Annotated in this window: 15 protein-coding genes; 8 read left to right on the top strand and 7 right to left on the bottom strand. The window is 40.3% G+C overall.

The features are described from left to right. Positions 1-38: 38 nt before the first annotated feature. Positions 39-2,141, bottom strand: a complete 2,103-nt coding sequence (locus HWV01_RS10430) for a 3-hydroxyacyl-CoA dehydrogenase NAD-binding domain-containing protein (protein ID WP_211675307.1) — start codon at positions 2,139-2,141, stop codon at positions 39-41. A gap of 3 nt (positions 2,142-2,144) precedes the next feature. After that, complete coding sequence (locus HWV01_RS10425; RefSeq protein WP_211675306.1) at positions 2,145-3,359, bottom strand: acetyl-CoA C-acetyltransferase; 1,215 nt, start codon at positions 3,357-3,359, stop codon at positions 2,145-2,147. A gap of 200 nt (positions 3,360-3,559) precedes the next feature. On the opposite strand from HWV01_RS10425, the gene HWV01_RS10420 reads away from it, so the two are divergent. The 4 genes from HWV01_RS10420 (at position 3,560) to mobB (ending at position 10,543) form a co-directional block, all read left to right on the top strand. Next, positions 3,560-5,275 carry a DEAD/DEAH box helicase gene (locus HWV01_RS10420; protein ID WP_211675304.1) on the top strand — a complete coding sequence of 572 codons (1,716 nt, stop codon included), beginning with the start codon at positions 3,560-3,562 and terminating at the stop codon, positions 5,273-5,275. Between the two features lie 298 nt (positions 5,276-5,573). Continuing rightward, positions 5,574-6,683, top strand: a complete 1,110-nt coding sequence (locus HWV01_RS10415) for an efflux RND transporter periplasmic adaptor subunit (RefSeq protein WP_211675303.1) — start codon at positions 5,574-5,576, stop codon at positions 6,681-6,683. A 12-nt stretch (positions 6,684-6,695) separates the two neighbouring features. After that, the gene (locus tag HWV01_RS10410; protein ID WP_211675302.1) at positions 6,696-9,824 is read left to right on the top strand and encodes a multidrug efflux RND transporter permease subunit; all 3,129 of its coding nucleotides are present in this window, start codon (positions 6,696-6,698) and stop codon (positions 9,822-9,824) included. A gap of 179 nt (positions 9,825-10,003) precedes the next feature. After that, positions 10,004-10,543 carry a molybdopterin-guanine dinucleotide biosynthesis protein B gene (mobB, locus tag HWV01_RS10405; protein ID WP_211675301.1) on the top strand — a complete coding sequence of 180 codons (540 nt, stop codon included), beginning with the start codon at positions 10,004-10,006 and terminating at the stop codon, positions 10,541-10,543. A gap of 52 nt (positions 10,544-10,595) precedes the next feature. On the opposite strand, the gene HWV01_RS10400 is transcribed toward mobB, so the two are convergent. Then, the gene (locus HWV01_RS10400; protein WP_211675300.1) at positions 10,596-11,045 is read right to left on the bottom strand and encodes a MerR family transcriptional regulator; all 450 of its coding nucleotides are present in this window, start codon (positions 11,043-11,045) and stop codon (positions 10,596-10,598) included. Between the two features lie 126 nt (positions 11,046-11,171). Here HWV01_RS10400 and HWV01_RS10395 point away from each other — a divergent pair, with 126 nt between their 5' ends. Further along, a complete protein-coding gene (locus tag HWV01_RS10395) occupies positions 11,172-11,699 on the top strand; it encodes a carboxymuconolactone decarboxylase family protein (protein ID WP_211675299.1) in 528 nt (175 codons plus the stop codon). Positions 11,700-11,824: 125 nt separating this feature from the next. Here the strand turns inward: HWV01_RS10395 and HWV01_RS10390 are convergent, their stop codons facing one another. From HWV01_RS10390 to queE, 4 genes are all read right to left on the bottom strand, one after another. Beyond that, the gene (locus HWV01_RS10390; RefSeq protein ID WP_211675298.1) at positions 11,825-13,201 is read right to left on the bottom strand and encodes a DUF1329 domain-containing protein; all 1,377 of its coding nucleotides are present in this window, start codon (positions 13,199-13,201) and stop codon (positions 11,825-11,827) included. Positions 13,202-13,280: 79 nt separating this feature from the next. Next, complete coding sequence (locus HWV01_RS10385) at positions 13,281-15,089, bottom strand: DUF1302 domain-containing protein (protein ID WP_211675297.1); 1,809 nt, start codon at positions 15,087-15,089, stop codon at positions 13,281-13,283. Positions 15,090-15,372: 283 nt separating this feature from the next. Beyond that, a complete protein-coding gene (locus HWV01_RS10380) occupies positions 15,373-15,756 on the bottom strand; it encodes a DUF4440 domain-containing protein (protein ID WP_211675296.1) in 384 nt (127 codons plus the stop codon). A gap of 154 nt (positions 15,757-15,910) precedes the next feature. After that, complete coding sequence (queE, locus tag HWV01_RS10375; RefSeq protein ID WP_211675295.1) at positions 15,911-16,579, bottom strand: 7-carboxy-7-deazaguanine synthase QueE; 669 nt, start codon at positions 16,577-16,579, stop codon at positions 15,911-15,913. A 132-nt stretch (positions 16,580-16,711) separates the two neighbouring features. On the opposite strand from queE, the gene HWV01_RS10370 reads away from it, so the two are divergent. The 3 genes from HWV01_RS10370 (at position 16,712) to HWV01_RS10360 (ending at position 18,152) form a co-directional block, all read left to right on the top strand. Next, on the top strand, positions 16,712-17,107 hold the full coding sequence (locus HWV01_RS10370) for a CidA/LrgA family protein (protein WP_211675294.1): 396 nt from the start codon (positions 16,712-16,714) through the stop codon (positions 17,105-17,107). Beyond that, positions 17,104-17,793: an LrgB family protein gene (locus HWV01_RS10365; protein ID WP_211675293.1), complete on the top strand. Its 690-nt coding sequence runs from the start codon at positions 17,104-17,106 to the stop codon at positions 17,791-17,793. Before HWV01_RS10370 ends, HWV01_RS10365 begins: the two co-directional genes overlap by 4 nt. Positions 17,794-17,948: 155 nt before the next feature. Continuing rightward, complete coding sequence (locus HWV01_RS10360; protein WP_211675292.1) at positions 17,949-18,152, top strand: CPXCG motif-containing cysteine-rich protein; 204 nt, start codon at positions 17,949-17,951, stop codon at positions 18,150-18,152. The last annotated feature ends 138 nt before the right edge of the window (positions 18,153-18,290 follow it).

Here is an 18,290-nt window from a genome sequence, read left to right as displayed (position 1 = left end):
GCCAGCCTTGGGTTTTGTCGTACTAAGGCAATAAAATTTCAGCCTTTCCACTGAGACAATACGGCCGGAGGCATAAATTGCGGACCAAACTGCTCATATAATTGCTCTGCGCGCTGCTTAAATTTATCCGCACCATAATGGTCAACGAATTGTAAGACACCACCGGTCCACGCAGGAAAACCTAATCCCATAATAGAGCCGATATTAGCATCACGGCAACTGGTAACGACACCTTCATCATACGCTCTAAGGGCTTCGAGTGATTGCACGAACAATAATCGGTCTTTAACCATATTAATATCCCAGTCATCCGTTGTCGGAAATAAGTCGACTAAACCAGACCACAACCGCTTTTCCCCTCTTCTAGTATAATCATAGAATCCAGCGCCAGTCGATTTACCGAGTCGTTTTAGGGCAAGTAATTGATCTAACACTCCATCAGCAGGATTATCAAGTCGTGCTTTCCCCTCAGCTTTTAAATCAATTCGAGCTTGATTACGTACATTATCAATCAGTGACAAGCTTACCTCATCAAGAATGGCTAAAGGCCCTACGGGTAACCCTGCTTGAATTGCTGCATTTTCAATGACTTCTCCTGGAATACCTTCACTTAGCATACGCATACCTTCCGAAACATAAGTAAAGAATACGCGTGATGTGAAAAAACCACGAGAGTCATTAACGATAATGGGTACTTTACCAATCTGTAGCACTAAATCATAAGCAGCGGCCAAAGTAGCTGATGATGTTTTATCACCTTTAATGATTTCAACAAGTTGCATCTTGTCCACTGGAGAGAAAAAGTGCAGACCAATAAAGTTTTCAGGCTTCGTAGACGAATTAGCTAAACTGGTAATCGGCAATGTTGATGTATTGGATGCCATAATAATATCATCACCAACAACCTGTAATATTTCTGTGGTTGCTTGAGATTTAATTTTACGATCTTCAAATACCGCTTCAATCACCATTTCACAACCAATCAAGTCAATGGGATCTTTTGTTGGAATAATACGTTGTAATATTCTACTTTTCTCTGCATCAGACAATTTACAATTCGCTAAAATAGAAGCTGAATATGACTTGGCAAATACTGCTTTTTCAAGACTAATATCTTTTAGTATGACAGTAATACCGTGGCTTGCTAAAGCATAAGCAATACCAGCCCCCATCATCCCCGCACCTAATACACCTATTTTACTGAATGTCGTTAACGCATGTTCCTTTGGTCGCGACGCACCGGCTTTAATCTCGTTATGCTGATGCCAAAACGTATTCATCATATTTTTAGCTACTTGACTGCGGATGACATAAATAAAGTATCGTGTCTCTATCCGTAATGCGGTGTCAATATCAATGTCTGTTGATTCAATCATCACTGATAATATCGCTTCAGGTGCGGGTTGGTTCCCTTGTGTTTTTTTCTTCAGTATTGCAGGAGCGGTAGCGATAACAACAGCCATATGCGGATCGCTAACATCACCGCCTGGGAACTGATAACCCTTATTATCAAAACATTGTCTCACTGGCAGTGATTGCGACAAGATCCAGTTTTTTGCTTGCGCCATCATTTGAGTATTTGATGCCGCTATTTGATCTATTAATCCAAGCGCTAAACCCTCTTGGCAATCAAATAGTTTACCCTTGAGTAAGTAAGGTAATACTGCCTCGACACCCAGCAACCGAGTCATTTTGACAACACCACCAACACCAGGCATTAAGCCCAATGTAACCTCTGGTAAGCCTAGCACTACTTTCTTCGATAATGCTATACGATGGTGACACCCTAACGCGAGTTCCCAACCACTACCAAGTGCAGCACCATTAATACATGCAACCACAGGCTTATCGCATGTTTCTAGCCATCGCATTGCCGCTTTTAGGGAAGACAATAATAAGTAAGTGTCCTCCACACTTTGCTCTGCACATGCACTAAGCACCGTTATATCTCCACCAGCAAAAAAACTTGATTTTTTTGAGCGTAATATGACCCCAGTAAATTGCATATCCTTTAGTTTATTAATCGTCACTATGTAGTCATCAATAAACACACGATCAAGTAGGTTAACCTTTGAGCTAGGTTTATCAAAAATCAAATGTACTATCCCTGCATCGTCTTGCTCTAAACAGATTGATGACATACTTTACCCCTCTACACGTTCAATAATTGTTGCGATCCCCATGCCGCCACCGACACATAAAGTTACAAGGCCACGTTTCAAGTCACGCGCTTCTAATTCATCTAACAATGTCCCTAAGATAATAGCCCCCGTAGCCCCAAGTGGATGTCCCATGGCAATAGAACCACCATTCACATTGACGATATCTGGCGAGACATTAAGTTCGTTCATAAACCGCATCACAACGGCGGCAAAGGCTTCATTAACCTCAAATAAATCAATATCGTCTATCGTTAATCCTGCCACTGCTAATGCTTTTTGGGTCGCGGGGACAGGTCCAGTCAACATGATTGTTGGATCAGCACCAACAACTGCAGTAGCAACGATTTTTGCTCTTGGTTTTAATCCCCATTTAACGCCGACTTCAGCACTACCGAGTAAAACCAACGCCGCGCCATCGACAATCCCAGAGGCATTACCTGGAGTATGTACATGTTGAATTTGTCCTACTTGTGGATAATGACGTTGAGCAACACTATCAAAAACAGTTTGACCAAGACGACTAAAAGAAGGGTTTAGCTTTGCTAATGTAGCGAGAGAACAATCTGGACGAACAAGCTGGTCTTTATCAAGTAATAACATGCCATTACGATCACATACAGGAACAACTGATTTATCGAATGCGTTATGTTGCCAAGCCGCTGTAGCACGTTGATGTGAGCGAGCAGCAAAAGCATCAACATCTTCACGACTATAGCCATCAAGTGTCGCAATAAGATCAGCACCAATACCTTGTGGCATATAGTCTGTTGCTAGGCTGGTTTCAGGATCCATCGACCAAGCGCCACCATCGCTGCCCATTTTTACACGCGACATAGATTCAACACCGCCTGCAATAACTAGGTGCTCCCAACCCGATCGTATTTTCATTGCTGCTATATTGACTGACTCTAGGCCTGACGCACAAAACCTATTTAAGCTAACCCCTGCAACGTTATCTTTCCAACCTGCAATTAATGCCGCTGTTTTAGCAATATCAGCACCTTGATCCCTAATAGGCGTTACACAGCCTAACACTATGTCATCCACCGCATCAGTATCAAAACCATTGCGAGTCTGTAAATGATTAAGTAAATCAGCTAATAGGTTAACAGGCTTAACTTCGTGTAAAGCCCCCGTTGGTTTACCTAAACCTCGTGGCGTTCTGATCGCGTCATAAATGAATGCTTGGGGTATCATCAATAACTCCTAAAATGCACATTGTTACTTAACCATAGGCACTAAATTAACAATACGTTAAGGCCTACTTCAAAAATAATAAAATACCATCACAATTTATACCTTATGTAATAACACTATGAATTTTAGCTCAAAGATATTTCTCTTTGCGTTATACTGTATTCCTCTTTATGTCCTAACCTAATAACGATAGATTCGATATGCCTCTTCGAGATTACCAACAAGCAGCAGTAGATGCAGCTTTAGCTCACTTTAGAAAATCAGACCAACCCGCAGTTATCACCTTACCAACAGGCGCAGGAAAAAGTCACGTATTAGCAGAGTTAGCACGTCTAGCGAGACATCCAGTACTTATCCTTGCCCATGTAAAAGAACTTGTAGAACAAAATCACAGTAAATTTGAACATGATGGTTTTGAAGCCGGTATCTTCGCTGCTGGGCTAGGTAAAAAACAAGATGAGTTTAAAACAACGTTTGCAAGTGTGCAGTCTTTAAGCCGTAATCTAGATAAGTTTGATGGTTTTTACTCATTACTCATTATCGATGAATGTCATCGTGTTAGTTTAAGTGAGGATAGCCAATACCAAAAAGTCATCAGCCATTTAAAAAAGACTAATCCCAAGCTGAAAGTACTAGGCCTCACAGCGACGCCTTATCGCTTAGACAAAGGTTGGATCTATAAAAAGCATTATCAAGGCTATGTTAGGACAGAAGATGAAACACCCTTTGAAAGTTGCATATTCGAGCTGCCTTTACGCTATCTTGTGCAAAAAGGATTTTTAACCACACCTGCAGTGATTGATGCGCCAGTTGCGCGTTATCAGTTTGACGATTTGCCACAGGAATATAACGAAGTTCAATTGGATCAATTTTTAGCCAAGAGTCCGCGCGTAACACAAGCTATCTGTAAGCAATTGATCGAACTTGCCAGCAATCGTGAAGGCATCATGATCTTTGCCGCTAGTATTAAACATGCTCAAGAAATATTTAAGCTATTACCAGACGATCAAGCTGCTATTATCACAGGTAAAACTGCCATTAAAGAACGTGATGAACTGATCCGCCAATTCAAAGCCAAAGAAGTGAAATACCTCGTCAATGTATCTGTATTAACGACAGGTTTTGATGCCCCACATGTCGATGTTATTGCCATTTTACGCCGTACGGACTCAGTAAGCTTATACCAGCAAATCGCAGGTCGAGGTCTACGTCTTGCGGAAGGAAAAACAGACTGTTTAATCATTGACTACGCCGGTAATGGATTTGATTTATATCAGCCAGAGATAGGATCAACCAAACCAAATAGTAATAGCGATCTGGTACAAGTACCCTGCCCGAGCTGTGATTTTGCCAACTTGTTTTGGGGGGTAACGGATGCGGACGGTGATATCATTGAGCATTATGGTCGGCGTTGCCAAGGGTTAGTTGAGCTCAGTAATGGCAGTGAAGTACAATGCAATTACCGTTTTAAATACAAGCAATGCCCACAATGTAATGCCGAAAATGATATTGCCGCTCGCGAGTGCCAACAATGCCATGTCGATTTGATCGACCCTGATAATCAATTAAAAAAAGCGCTGCAACTTAAAGACCGTAAGGTGTTACGCTGTTCGGGTATTTCAGCGCTAGCTGATGGCGACAAAATCAAAATAAATTACCATGATGAAGATGGCGATGTTGTCAAAGAGACCTTCTATTTCAGTAATAACAAGCAACGCCAACGATTTTTCAGTATTTTTTCTAGAACCGTTACAGGGTCACCGATTAGCGCGACCACTACCGAGCAAATAACAGCCCAAATTCAAAGCTTTGTCGCGCCGGACTTTGTCATTGCAAAAAAAGAAAAATACTTCTGGAAAATCGAACATCGTATATTTGACTACAAAGGGAACTACCGAAAAGCCAATCAGCAGTAAAGCATTCCTAAGTCACAAAAGATTGAAAAACAGTCATGAAAGTTTAAAAAGAAAGCAGTCGGCTGTCACTCTTTTAGAGGTATTGTCAACAGAAAAAACTACTAAAATTACCGATTTGGTAAATATACGTAAATAAGCACTTTTAATCTACAAAAGACTTGATTGGGACCCGTTAACATCTAGAATGAATATAACAAATACATCATCTGAACGAGCAATGGTAGATATTTATAGACCAGCGCAGTCTCACCTCAGAGCTTATATAACGTTTATATAAAACCCCGGAGTTTATCAATTCATGAAAAAGTGGACCTTTGCCATGTTACTAATCGCACTAACCTTATTTGGTAGTGTAATTGGTTTTAATCTTTTCAAACAAAAAAAGATTGCAGAATTTATGGCCAACATACCTGAAGCGGAATTCCCAGTCACTGTTGTTAATACTAAAACAACTAATTGGGTCCCAACAATTCAAGCTATTGGTTTCATTGAACCTAACCAAGGTGTAGATATTGCTAACGAAATTGCTGGTAAAATCGATCATATTGCGTTTGATTCGGGAACTAAAGTAACCAAAGGCCAATTATTGGTTAATTTAGATTCGCGAGTAGAAAAGGCGAATCTAAAAAGTTCACAAGCAAAACTTAACGCAGCTGAATCTAAATATTTACGATACAAAGCACTTTACAAGAAAAATGCGGTGTCTAAAGAAGCATTGGATGAATCAGAAGCGTCTTACTCTTCACTACTTGCTGATATCGAAAGTCAAAAAGCAGTGATTGAACGCCGCCAAATTACAGCACCATTCGATGGTGAAGTTGGTTTACGCAATGTGTTCTTAGGTGAGTTTTTATCTACTGGTACAACGATTGTTCGCTTAGAAGACACAAGTGTTATGCGTTTACGCTTCACTGTACCTCAAACACAAATATCTAAAATTTACTTAGGTCAGGTAGTTGAAATTTTCGTTGATGCTTATCCTGAAACAGCATTTAGCGGTAAAATCAGTGCAATCGAACCAGCGGTTAATTTCCAAAGTGGTTTAATTCAAATTCAAGCAGACATTCCAAATAATGATTCACAACTGCGTTCAGGTATGTTTGCTCGCGCTAGCATCATCCTACCAACAGTAACAGATCAAATTACACTACCACAAACAGCAATCACGTTCACACTATACGGTGACAATGTATACATCGTTCGTGAGGATGAAAACGGGGACCTACGTGTAACACAATCTGTTGTTAAAGTCGGTGAACGTATTGATTCAATCGCTCATATTTTAGAAGGCGTTAAAGCAGGCGATAAAATTGTTACATCTGGTCAAGTTCGTTTAAGTAATCACGCTAAAGTGCGTGTTGTTGAAAACGATACATTGAATGTTCCAGCTGAAACACCAATGCTTTAATTCGGAGTATATATGCGCTTTACTGATATTTTTATTAAGCGTCCTGTTCTAGCGGTATCTATCAGCTTTTTGATTGCTTTGCTTGGTGTACAAGCAATTTTCAAAATGCAGGTTCGAGAATACCCTGACATGACCAATACGGTTGTTACCGTAACGACTGGCTACTACGGTGCCAGTGCCGATTTGATCCAAGGCTTTATTACTCAGCCCTTAGAGCAAGCGGTTGCCCAAGCCGACAATATCGACTTCATGACCTCATCGAGTGTATTAGGTAGTTCAACTATTACTATTACGATGAAACTGAATACCGATCCTAATGCAGCCTTATCTGATATTTTGGCTAAAACGAATTCAGTTCGCTCACAGTTGCCAAAAGAAGCTGAAGATCCAACCGTAACTATGTCTACGGGCTCAACAACTGCGGTATTGTATATTGCTTTTAGCAGTGATGAGCTATCTTCAAGCCAGGTAACCGATTATCTTGATCGCGTAATCAATCCTCAGCTATTTACTATTAATGGTGTTTCTAAAGTTGACATGTATGGTGGTATTAAATACGCACTACGTGTTTGGCTAGACCCATTAAAGATGGCAGCTTATGACCTTACCGCTACCGAAATAATGGGAGTACTGAATAGTAATAACTATCAGTCAGCAACAGGTCAATCGATTGGTGAATTCGTTCTTTATAACGGTAATGCCGATACTCAAGTTAAAGGTACTGAGGACCTTGAACGCCTTGTGGTTTCGACTGATAAAGGTCAAGTTATCCGCTTAGCAGACATAGCTAAGGTAACGTTAGCAAAGAGCCATGATGTTTATCGAGCCTCAGCGAATGGTAAAGAAGCCGTTGTAGCTGCCGTTAACGCAGCACCAACAGCCAACCCAATTGACATTGCTGCTGACGTATTAGAATTACTACCTGAACTTGAACGTAACTTACCGACTAACATCAAAATGAACGTGATGTATGACTCGACAGTTGCGATTAACGAATCAATTCATGAAGTAATTAAAACGATTATCGAAGCAGCGCTTATTGTGATCGTGGTAATTACCCTGTTCCTTGGTTCCTTCCGTGCGGTAATCATTCCTATTGTTACTATTCCATTGTCACTGATTGGTGTTGCAATGGTGATGCAGATGTTTGGTTTCTCATGGAACTTGATGACGCTACTAGCAATGGTACTGGCAATTGGTCTGGTGGTAGATGACGCGATTGTTGTATTGGAAAATATTGACCGGCACATTAAGCTCGGCGAATCCCCTTTCCGAGCCGCCGTGATTGGTACCCGTGAAATTGCTGTACCTGTTATTGCAATGACATTAACACTGGGTGCGGTATATGCGCCAATCGCGTTAATGGGTGGTATCACAGGTGCATTATTTAAAGAGTTTGCCCTTACCTTAGCCGGTGCGGTATTCATTTCAGGTATTTTAGCACTGACATTATCGCCAATGATGTGTTCTAAAATCTTGTTAGCCAATGCGAAACCAAGCAGATTTGAACGCACTGTTCATGCTTTTCTTGAGCGCATGACTAATGGTTATGAAAAAATGATTACGGCGGTAATGCACAAGCGTCCAGTGATGATCGCATTTGCACTTATCGTATTTGCTGCGCTACCTATGCTGTTTAAATTTATTCCAAGCGAGCTTGCACCATCTGAAGATAAAGGTGTATTAATGATGATGGGTACTGCACCATCAAATGCTAACTTGGATTACATTCAAAACTCAATGGATGAAGTTAACGCGAAACTAAACGAACAACCTGAAATTGCATACGCACAGATCTTCTCTGGTGTTCCTAACTCAAACCAAGCATTTGGTATTGCGTCTATGGTTCCTTGGAGTGAACGTGAAGCAAGCCAAGGTGAAGTTGTTAAACGTGTAACGGGCTTAGTTAAAGATGTACCGGGAATGTCAGTTATTGCTTTCCAAATGCCTGAATTACCAGGTGCTGGTTCTGGCTTACCAGTTCAGTTTGTTATCACTACCCCGAATAGCTTTGAAAGCCTATTCCAAGTAGCGACTGACGTATTGACGGAAGTACAATCTAATCCACTCTTCGTTTATTCTGATTTAGATCTTAACTTCGACTCAGCAACAATGAAGATTAACATTGATAAAGACAAAGCTGGCGCTTACGGTATTACCATGCAAGATATTGGTATTACGCTAAGTACAATGATGTCTGACGGTTATGTTAACCGTATCGATTTAAATGGCCGTTCATACGAGGTTATCCCTCAAGTTGAACGTAAATACCGTTTAAATCCTGAATCAATGAATAGCTACTATGTACGTGCAGCTGACGGTAACGCCGTTCCACTAGGCAGCTTGATCAGTATTGATGTTGTAGCAGAACCACGCTCACTTCCTCACTTCAACCAGCTAAACTCAGCAACGATTGGTGCTGTACCGAGTCCAGGTGTTGCGATGGGTGATGCAATTTCATGGTTCGAAAACACCGCGTCATCGAAACTACCAAAAGGTTATCGTCATGACTTTATGGGTGAATCTCGTCAGTTTGTGACGGAAGGCAGTGCCTTGTATATGACGTTTGCTTTAGCACTCGCAATCATTTACTTAGTACTGGCTATTCAGTTCGAATCAGCACGAGATCCATTAGTTATCATGGTATCGGTTCCACTTGCCGTATCAGGCGCGCTAATATCACTTGCTTGGGGTCTTTCAACCATGAATATCTATTCTCAGGTTGGTTTGATTACCCTTGTCGGCCTTATTACCAAACACGGTATCTTGATTTGTGAAGTAGCAAAAGAAGAACAGCTGCATCATGGTAAGAGCCGAACTGAGGCTGTGATTGAAGCGGCTAAAGTACGTTTACGCCCAATCCTAATGACAACAGCGGCAATGATTGCGGGCCTTATTCCGTTAATGTATGCAACTGGTGCAGGTGCTGAACAGCGCTTTAGTATTGGTCTTGTGATCGTATCAGGCCTTGCAATTGGTACTCTGTTTACACTATTCATCTTACCTGTAATTTATTCATTCCTTGCAACGGAACACAAACCATTACCGGTTTTCGTTGAAGATGAAGAATTAGAAGAAAGTGATAAACAGCATGCAATCGCATGTGCTAAAGCAGCTTGTGAAGAAAAACCAGCAAGTTAGTTTGTACATATAATCGGCAGCTAAATCATGCTGTAATCAGTTCTAAATCAATATCTATGTAGAATTGATGTAAAGAGGTCGCTTATGCGACCTCTTTTTTTACCTATAACCTAAATTAAAAGGTATATTAACTATCCCCGTTAATTTTGTCTTCTTCATCCTGTAATTGAGTATTCATCATGACTTCTTTAGAACACTTCCCTATCCCGTTACTTGGCTTTGCTGCGTTTAGTGGGACAGGTAAAACAACGTTAATCACCCAGCTACTACCCGAGTTAACGAAACGTGGCCTACGAATTGGCATGGTGAAACACAGTCATCATGACATCGAAATGGATAACCCTAACAAAGACAGTTATAAATTAAGAAAGGCTGGTGCTTGCCAAATGGTACTCGCATCGCCACACAGAACTGTTTTATTTGTAGAACAAGATGAGCCTACAGAACCCGCATTAATCACTCAGTTGAATTGGCTGAACACCAATGAATTGGACTTGGTATTAGTCGAAGGATTTAGGCATGAAGCCTTTACCAAGATAGAATTGCACCGCCCTAGTTTAGGCAAGCCGATATTAGCGAATGAAGATAAGCACATTATTGCAATCGCCACGGATGCAGCGATTGATAAAACAGCTTTATTAGAGAGAGAATTAACTTATTTAGAGTTGAACGACATCAATGTCATCACTGACTTTATCGTGCATTATAGTCAACAATAATCAGCGTAATCTAATTTATTATGTCTATTTAGTCGAGTTATTCATCAGGTTATCACTCGATAGGTTCAAGTTTATCCTGATGGGTTAGTTCGCCAAGGTATGCTTGATAACTTGATTCAATGTCGATGTCACATGCGAATAAATCTTTCATCGCTATCTTTTCTAGCATTTCTAGTTCAGCTATATTCTCTTGTAATGCAAGTTGCTGCTCACGTAGTTCATCTAATCTTGTACGACTTTGATGTAACATGTACAACATACGAGGTGGGCTATCCGGTTTGTCATCATACAGCGCCAAATAATGCTTTGCTGATGCCAAGCTAATACCTAGACGTTTGCTACGTAAAATAATAATTAAACGGGCACGCTGACGATAGTCATAATACATAAACCGTCCTCGACGTTCGGATTGTAATAATCCCTTCGTCTCATAAAAACGAATGGCTCGTCGCGTGATCGAGAACTCTTCAGCAAGATCCGCCGCGGTATAATACGTCGTCATTAATTAAACCCTTATTTAAAAACTGCTCTATGCTTTGCAACGAATAATCTACCACAAATTCACCCTATTGCTTAATTTAAACCATAATTAGTGTTGCAAAGCTTATGTAATGCATCGAGGTTAGTTATGCGTATCCCCAAATTACAATCAAGCCAATACTCGTGGTTCATACGTCCGATCTTGTGGTTACTTGCGAGAAAACAAAATAAGACCTTAAAACCCGCACAAATACTGGGGCGTAAACCTAGGCTATTCGCTGTCGTCTTTCTATTATATAAAACCATTAATAGAAGAAGTTCCCCTATTCAACTCTATATTCACGCACTCATGAGTGTACGCGTGGCACAGCTAAATCAGTGTGAGTTCACCATCGAACATGATTCTAAAGTATTACGCACCCTTAAAGAAAGGTTGAATAAAGATAAGCTATTAGATTGGCAAAATTGCAGTGATTTCAAGCCTCAAGAATGTGCAGTACTGGCCTATACCGACGCAATTACAAACACGTCATTACATGTGACTGACAGACATATAGATCAATTACGTTGTTATTATAATGATGATGAAATTGTTGAACTAACCACTATTATTGTATTTCAAAACATGACCACAAAATTCAACACTGCATTTGATGTCTGCAGAAAAACAGTTTAGAAAATTCAATCCTAGCAGTCTCGAAAAATACGGGGCTGAAAACGAAAAACGAGAGTGTTAATACTTTTATTAAGTACTAACACTCTCGCTATAATTGTAATGCTAATCAAGCAAATTGATTAAAATTAGCGGCCCATACGTTTCAATGCTGACGTAGAGAAATCTTTACGTTTCGCTTTAACGTCGAACTGAATACCTTTGCGTTCTTCATTATTCAGACCTGTCACAAGGTAACGACCGGCGATAATATCATAGAGCGTTTCTGCAGCAAACCAGTTCACATCAGCGTTATAATATTGAACTGAATGTGCTTCTGCAACACGCCATAAGTTACCACGTGCATCATAATGGTCAATCACACCTGCTTGCCAACTATCCTCATCAATAAAGAAGTTACGCTGTGCATAAACATGACGTTGGCCATCTTTTACTTTTGCTTGAACTTCCCACACACGATGCTTTTCGTAACGTGTGTATTCTTGGTTGATATGGCCAGGCTTCACAATATCTTTATATTCAAGATCGGTAGAAGAAAGGTTGTAAGAGTTATATGGAATATATAGCTCTTTTTTACCAATCAGCGTCCAGTTATAACGGTCAGGAGCACCATTGTACATATCATAGTTATCTGACGTCCGTGAACCTTCTACGCCAATCCCTTCGCCATCATACGATACGTTTGGAGCACGACGAACACGACGTTGCCCTGAATTATAGATCCATGCTTTACGTGGTTCTTTCACTTGGTCAATAGTTTCATGTACAAGGGCAATCGTACCTGTTAGACGTGCAGGTGCGATAATACGCTGCATGTAATAGAACAAAATATTGTCATCTTTCTTCGCATCACGACCGCCTTTCAGCGCTTCAGGAATGTAGAATTTATCCTGTACTTTTACCGCAGTATAAGCACCGTTACGCTGCACTGGAATGGTGGTAATGACACGTTCAGCGTGACCTCCACGATAACGAGTAATGTGATTCCAGATTACTTCTAAACCATTTTCAGGAATTGGAAACGGAATTGATATTTTAAAATTGTTTAAACCATTACCACCCGCCGAAAGAGTCGTATTTAATGCGTTATCTTTAATCGTGGCATAGATATCATCTGGCTGAGCAAAACTACGGCGCGTTTCATAAACAGGCATCGTATAAGTATCAGGATATTTCTTAAACATAGCCAACTGGCCAGGCGTTAAGTTGTCTTTGTATTTATCAACATTGGCAGCTGTAATAACAAACTGCGGCTTATCCGCTGCGAATGGATTCGTCACCCTATCATTTTTACCAATGTCTGTCCCTAGGATTGCGTTAGTAATGCCGCCTGTCCATGCAGGAATGGAACCGTCAGCATTGCCCACTGTAACCGCACCAACTGGCGTTAACTCTTTCCCTAATTTAGCCGCATCTGCCTCACTTACTTTTGCAAGTGCTGATGCCGAGAATGCCATAGCTACTGAAATCGCAGCTACGCTATATGCTTTATTTAAAACTTTCATATTAAAATCCTTTTCGATAACGTCTATTCGCTCTATCCGAATTTACTCTCTAAAACTTAATATACTTCTCAATGCCTAATTAGAACGATATACCAACTGCAACAGAAACATAATCACGATCCGATAGCGGGTTAAAATCACCACCAAATTGGGTATAGCTCACTGACGCATTGTATTTTTTTAGGTAATCCGCTTTTAAGGCAACATTGATACCTGTACGACCTTCCTGGAATGTACCTTGTGGTTCAGGGCTGTAACCATAAACGTCATGAGACCAAGCTACAGACGGTGCTAAATCAACACCAGCGAAAACATTACGATAATCGGCTTTTACTGCTAGACGATAACCGGCACTGTCAGACGTTGTAAAGCCATCTTTATCATCACCTACACCATCAAAACTAACGCCATAAACCGTTGCACGACCATATTTAACAGCACCATCTGATTCATCTAAGTCCCATACGTGACCATAACCCAGTTCAGCAACCGCGGTAATTCGATCGGTACCCAGTGCTTTATCGAAGAATTTAATAAACGTCAGTTGCGCTTGGCTATAATCAAAACGCTCAAAACCATCGACAGTATCACCAGCTTTTGCCTTTCGGTATTCTGGCGTTAACGGTGAGCCATCGGCATCTGATAGTGCTGAAGCGAGAAGATCTGCGCCATTAATTTGCAGTGGCATATCCAGACGATGACTCACTTCACCTGATACAGCCCATTCTGAAACAGTGGTATTAAAACTAAGACCAAACAACTGAATATCTTCTGGATAAACAGTATGATAATGAGGGTTATACGCATCAACGCCTGGGATAAATGGTAACGGACCATCGGGACCAATGGTTGGATTTGTATTATAAACACCGGCCTCTGCACTCGCATACGGTAAACGAGAGTGGTAGTTCATATAATATAATCCAAATTCGGTTGCATTTAAGCTTTCTGCATAATATTTGAATGCGACACCGAATTGACCATCATCAGATGCCATTTCGTCCGTACCACGCGTTGCATAGATCCCCGCTTTATATAAACCGGTATCATTAACTTTTAGACCTGGGTCAACAACGAGTATATTACAGCCTTCAGCTAAATAATCTGCTGTCGAGAAATAAGTACCACAGCTATCAATTACTGTTGGTTCAAATTCTAATTGATAAAATGCTTCAACACTTAAATTGTCAGTTAGACCAACATTAGCAAAAATCATGTTTACGGGTAATAAACCTTCTTTCACTTCTGCACCAGGGCGACGGAAAGCGGCTGCATCAACAGGGTTGACCGCATTAATACCGCCTTGAATGAATGAACTTTCACCCCAGTTAACAACCTGTTTACCAATACGTAGATCAACAGCAGTATCGCCTAAATAAAAGCCAGTGAAGATATAAGCATCAAGTAATGCGACACCTTTCGACTTAGTTAAATCATTAAAGTCATCATCATTAATAGGCTGATTAGCAACGTAACCATTTGTACCACTGCCGTGTATGGCATCATTTTTATCTAATGCATAGTCATACCAATACTTACCACGGACAAAGGCACCAAAAGTTGTACCTTCTTCAGTTTCGTACGTTAAGCCAAGATCATGAAGTCCCTTAATCGTCTGAGTAAAAGCATCACCTTTAGCATAATTTAAGTTACCATCATCACCCGTTGGTGTATTACCAAGTAAACCACCGTTACCCACACCCACATTTTTAGCATCAGGTTTTTCAACACGCCAGCTTGAACCCGCAGTAATTTGTGAGTTAAATGAACCTTCAACATCACCCCAGTTGAATTCAATTGCATGTGGCGCGGCTGTATAGCCTGAGACGATTAGCGCAAGAGCAATTGGTGTTGTTCTAAAAAATTTCTTCTGAGTTGTATTTTTCATAATAGTATCCATGCTACACCTTTAATTTGTTTTCATTCCGTTAACAATTAGGTTGTAAGTATTATATTCACATAATACTTTTACTACACAGTGTCAGGTATAGGCTAAACGTGCCAAATTACTGTCAATCCAAGCCAAGAAGATATTTTATGCGAGCTATGTCAAACAATTAAAATAGATATGGAAACTTTACATCGGGAAGGTTATCCCCCTAAAGAGGAGGTATACGGAAAATAGTACTAGGAAAGTAGGCTAAACATGAATGGGCAAATATACAGGTTAGTTAGTTTTTTGTTGCTTGGTGGAATTGAAGCCGCCATTGCAGGTTGTTAAAACGCCAAATTGAACTACGTAAGCTGCCTGTTTCTTTTACCTTACCATCATTTATCGAATTAGCTTGATAACAAACCAACATTATATCTGATGCCAACTCAACAATTTTAAACTGGCTCAAACTCCAACGCTGTGTCGCTGACTTGGCTAATAACCATGCCACTATCTCGCTACGTGAAGTATAGGTACCTATTGGTGATACCTCAAATAATTCAGGGTGTAAGAGCTCATCAAGCCGCATAGGAAATTGTGAAAAATCAGTGTGTAATAAGGTTTCTTCACGTTGTTTAAAGCGATCGATTAGTCCGGCGTCTGGTGTATCAAAATGATTCATACCTGTCCCTACTTCCTATTAATACTTATTGATACTAGGTGGCGATGATTTTGTCATGCCAACTGATTTCTATTTAGCGATGCGTTATGCCGCCATCCCCTGCTACAGATAAATGGAGCAGAAGGTAGGCGAATATCAACACATGTAACACTACTTAATCGATAAAGATGTATTTATGCATTTGAACAGACAGTTTCCAGTTACGTTCAATACATAGTTTAATCGCTAAGTCTGTTGCACGTTTTTGCTGTGAGATAGGCTGTAAACACATAATCTTGTCCGCGGTGTCTATATTCGCGATTAGCTCGTCCAGCTCTTCAATGTGTTTTTCCATTGCGATCACATGTTTAATTTCATTTGCACGACGCAGTGCACTCTGTAGAACCGGTAACTGACCTTTCATCTGGATCTTTGGTGATACTGTCACCCAAGTCGTGTCTGTTGCGCGAACTTCGGATGTTCCCGATGTCTCAATTTGGCAGAAATACCCTGCTTGTTCTAATTCACGCGTTAATTCAACAAGGTCATATTGGCAAGGTTCACCACCCGAAATCACAATATGCTTTGCAACAAAACCGTTTTTTTGTATCATGGCAATGAATTCTTGTGCAGTAAAGTTCGCCCAATGTGGTTTATCATCGCAAGCTTTGTTCACCGTTTGTTGTGACACTTGCATCTCGGGATCAACAGCCCAAGTTTGTTTGGTATCACACCACGAACAACCTACATCGCATCCTTGTAGGCGAATAAAGATGACGGGATAACCAGTAAAATGGCCTTCACCTTGCACTGTTTCAAAAATTTCATTAACCGGATACTGCATTTTTATAACCTAATAAACTTCAAGTAACGTTTATTGTATCATCTGCCCTGTATATTTTTAACATTTTATATAGGGCGCTTTCGATCGCACAGTAATTGCTTAGCAATCGCATAATTAGTAGGTAGGTAATCAATGAAAATATGGCTGTACAATATTTTCACCATTTTTTGTTTTGTGGTTTTAGGGCGTGTTATTAGCATGCTATTACCCGTTGAATTTCCCTCAAGTATCATCGGCTTATTACTTTTATTTTTCGCATTAAGCAGTGGCATGCTAAAGCAAAAGTATGTAGCAAAAGTATGCTTTCAACTTAATCGTCACATAGGTATCTTATTTGTACCTGCAGGTGTTGCCCTCATGGGTTACTTTGATTTAGTGCAACAAAACTTGCTGCCCCTCATAATGGCGAGTTTCATTGGTACTGTTGTTATCTTTTTTACCGTTGGACATACCTATTGTTTTTTTAATCGAGCAAGTGCCACCAAATCAAATAAAGCACTAAATAAAAAACAAGGTGGTGATAAATGATCGTATATTTAGCTATCCCATTAACCCTTCTTATCTATTTTTTTGCGCAATGGATTTATAAGAAAACCGCACTTGCGATCTTTAATCCAATCCTGCTTTGTATTGGCATGTTAATTACCATCATGATGGTATTTGGATTTAAGCTTGAAGAATACGAACAAGGTACAACGGTATTAACGCGTTTGCTCGAACCTGCCGTTATTGCCCTCGCCTTCCCCTTATATCAACAATTTGTCCATGTTAAGGCAAAAATAGTGCCCATATTAATTGCCTGTAGTGCTGGCGTAATTATCGGGTTGGTCGTTACCGTATTCGTCGCCATTAGCTTTTCAGCTCCACCTGAAATTGTGGCCTCAGCAGCACCTAAAGCAGTAACCATGCCAATAGCAATGGCAATTAGCGAAACGATCGGTGGGATCCCTGCTATTTCTGCGATCATGGTTATTATGGTCGGTATATTTGGTAACGTCTGCGCACCATTTTTATTGAAACATTTACGAATTCACACCCCCGAAGCCCAAGGACTTGCTATTGGTGCAGGTTCACATGTTATTGGTACTTCTAAGGCGATGGAATTGAGTCATACTCACGGTGCGTTTAGCACCACGGCATTGCTCATTAGCGGCGTATTAACATCTATTATTGCGCCAGTGCTATACCCTTACCTGCTCAGTTGGATGCTCTAGTATAACCACATAACATCCATTTTTTGGTACTGATATCGAGATATGTCAGTACCTATTTTCATCGTTACCCATGCCTAATACTCCAAACATGCAAAAGTACAATCTTCAGCTAAAATAAGCTTAGAGGATGCGATATATAACCTGCGGAGGTTATCATGAAACAATTTTCCCATAGAACAGTTGTGTGTCCACATTGTGGTAAATTTATCACGGCTGATATTGATGCCAGCAATGGCGAGCAAGATTTTTATGATGAGTGCAGTGCCTGCTGCAATAGTATTCACTTTAAATTATTGCATGATCAAGCTCATGAAAAGTTTGAATTATTTATTGATGCGGATGATGAGCAAATATTTTAAATCAGATTCTTTTGAATACAAATTGTATAAATAAGGTCGTATTAGAGAGTGTGCTAATTTAGAGCGATGCGGCATGTTTGAAAAAACTGCTAAGCCTGAATATCGCTCTTATGATGCTATTTTCTATCAACTATAAGG

Source organism: Moritella sp. 5, from assembly GCF_018219455.1.
In the GTDB taxonomy this organism is placed as follows: domain Bacteria; phylum Pseudomonadota; class Gammaproteobacteria; order Enterobacterales; family Moritellaceae; genus Moritella.
This window is presented reverse-complemented; position numbering and strand designations above follow the sequence as displayed.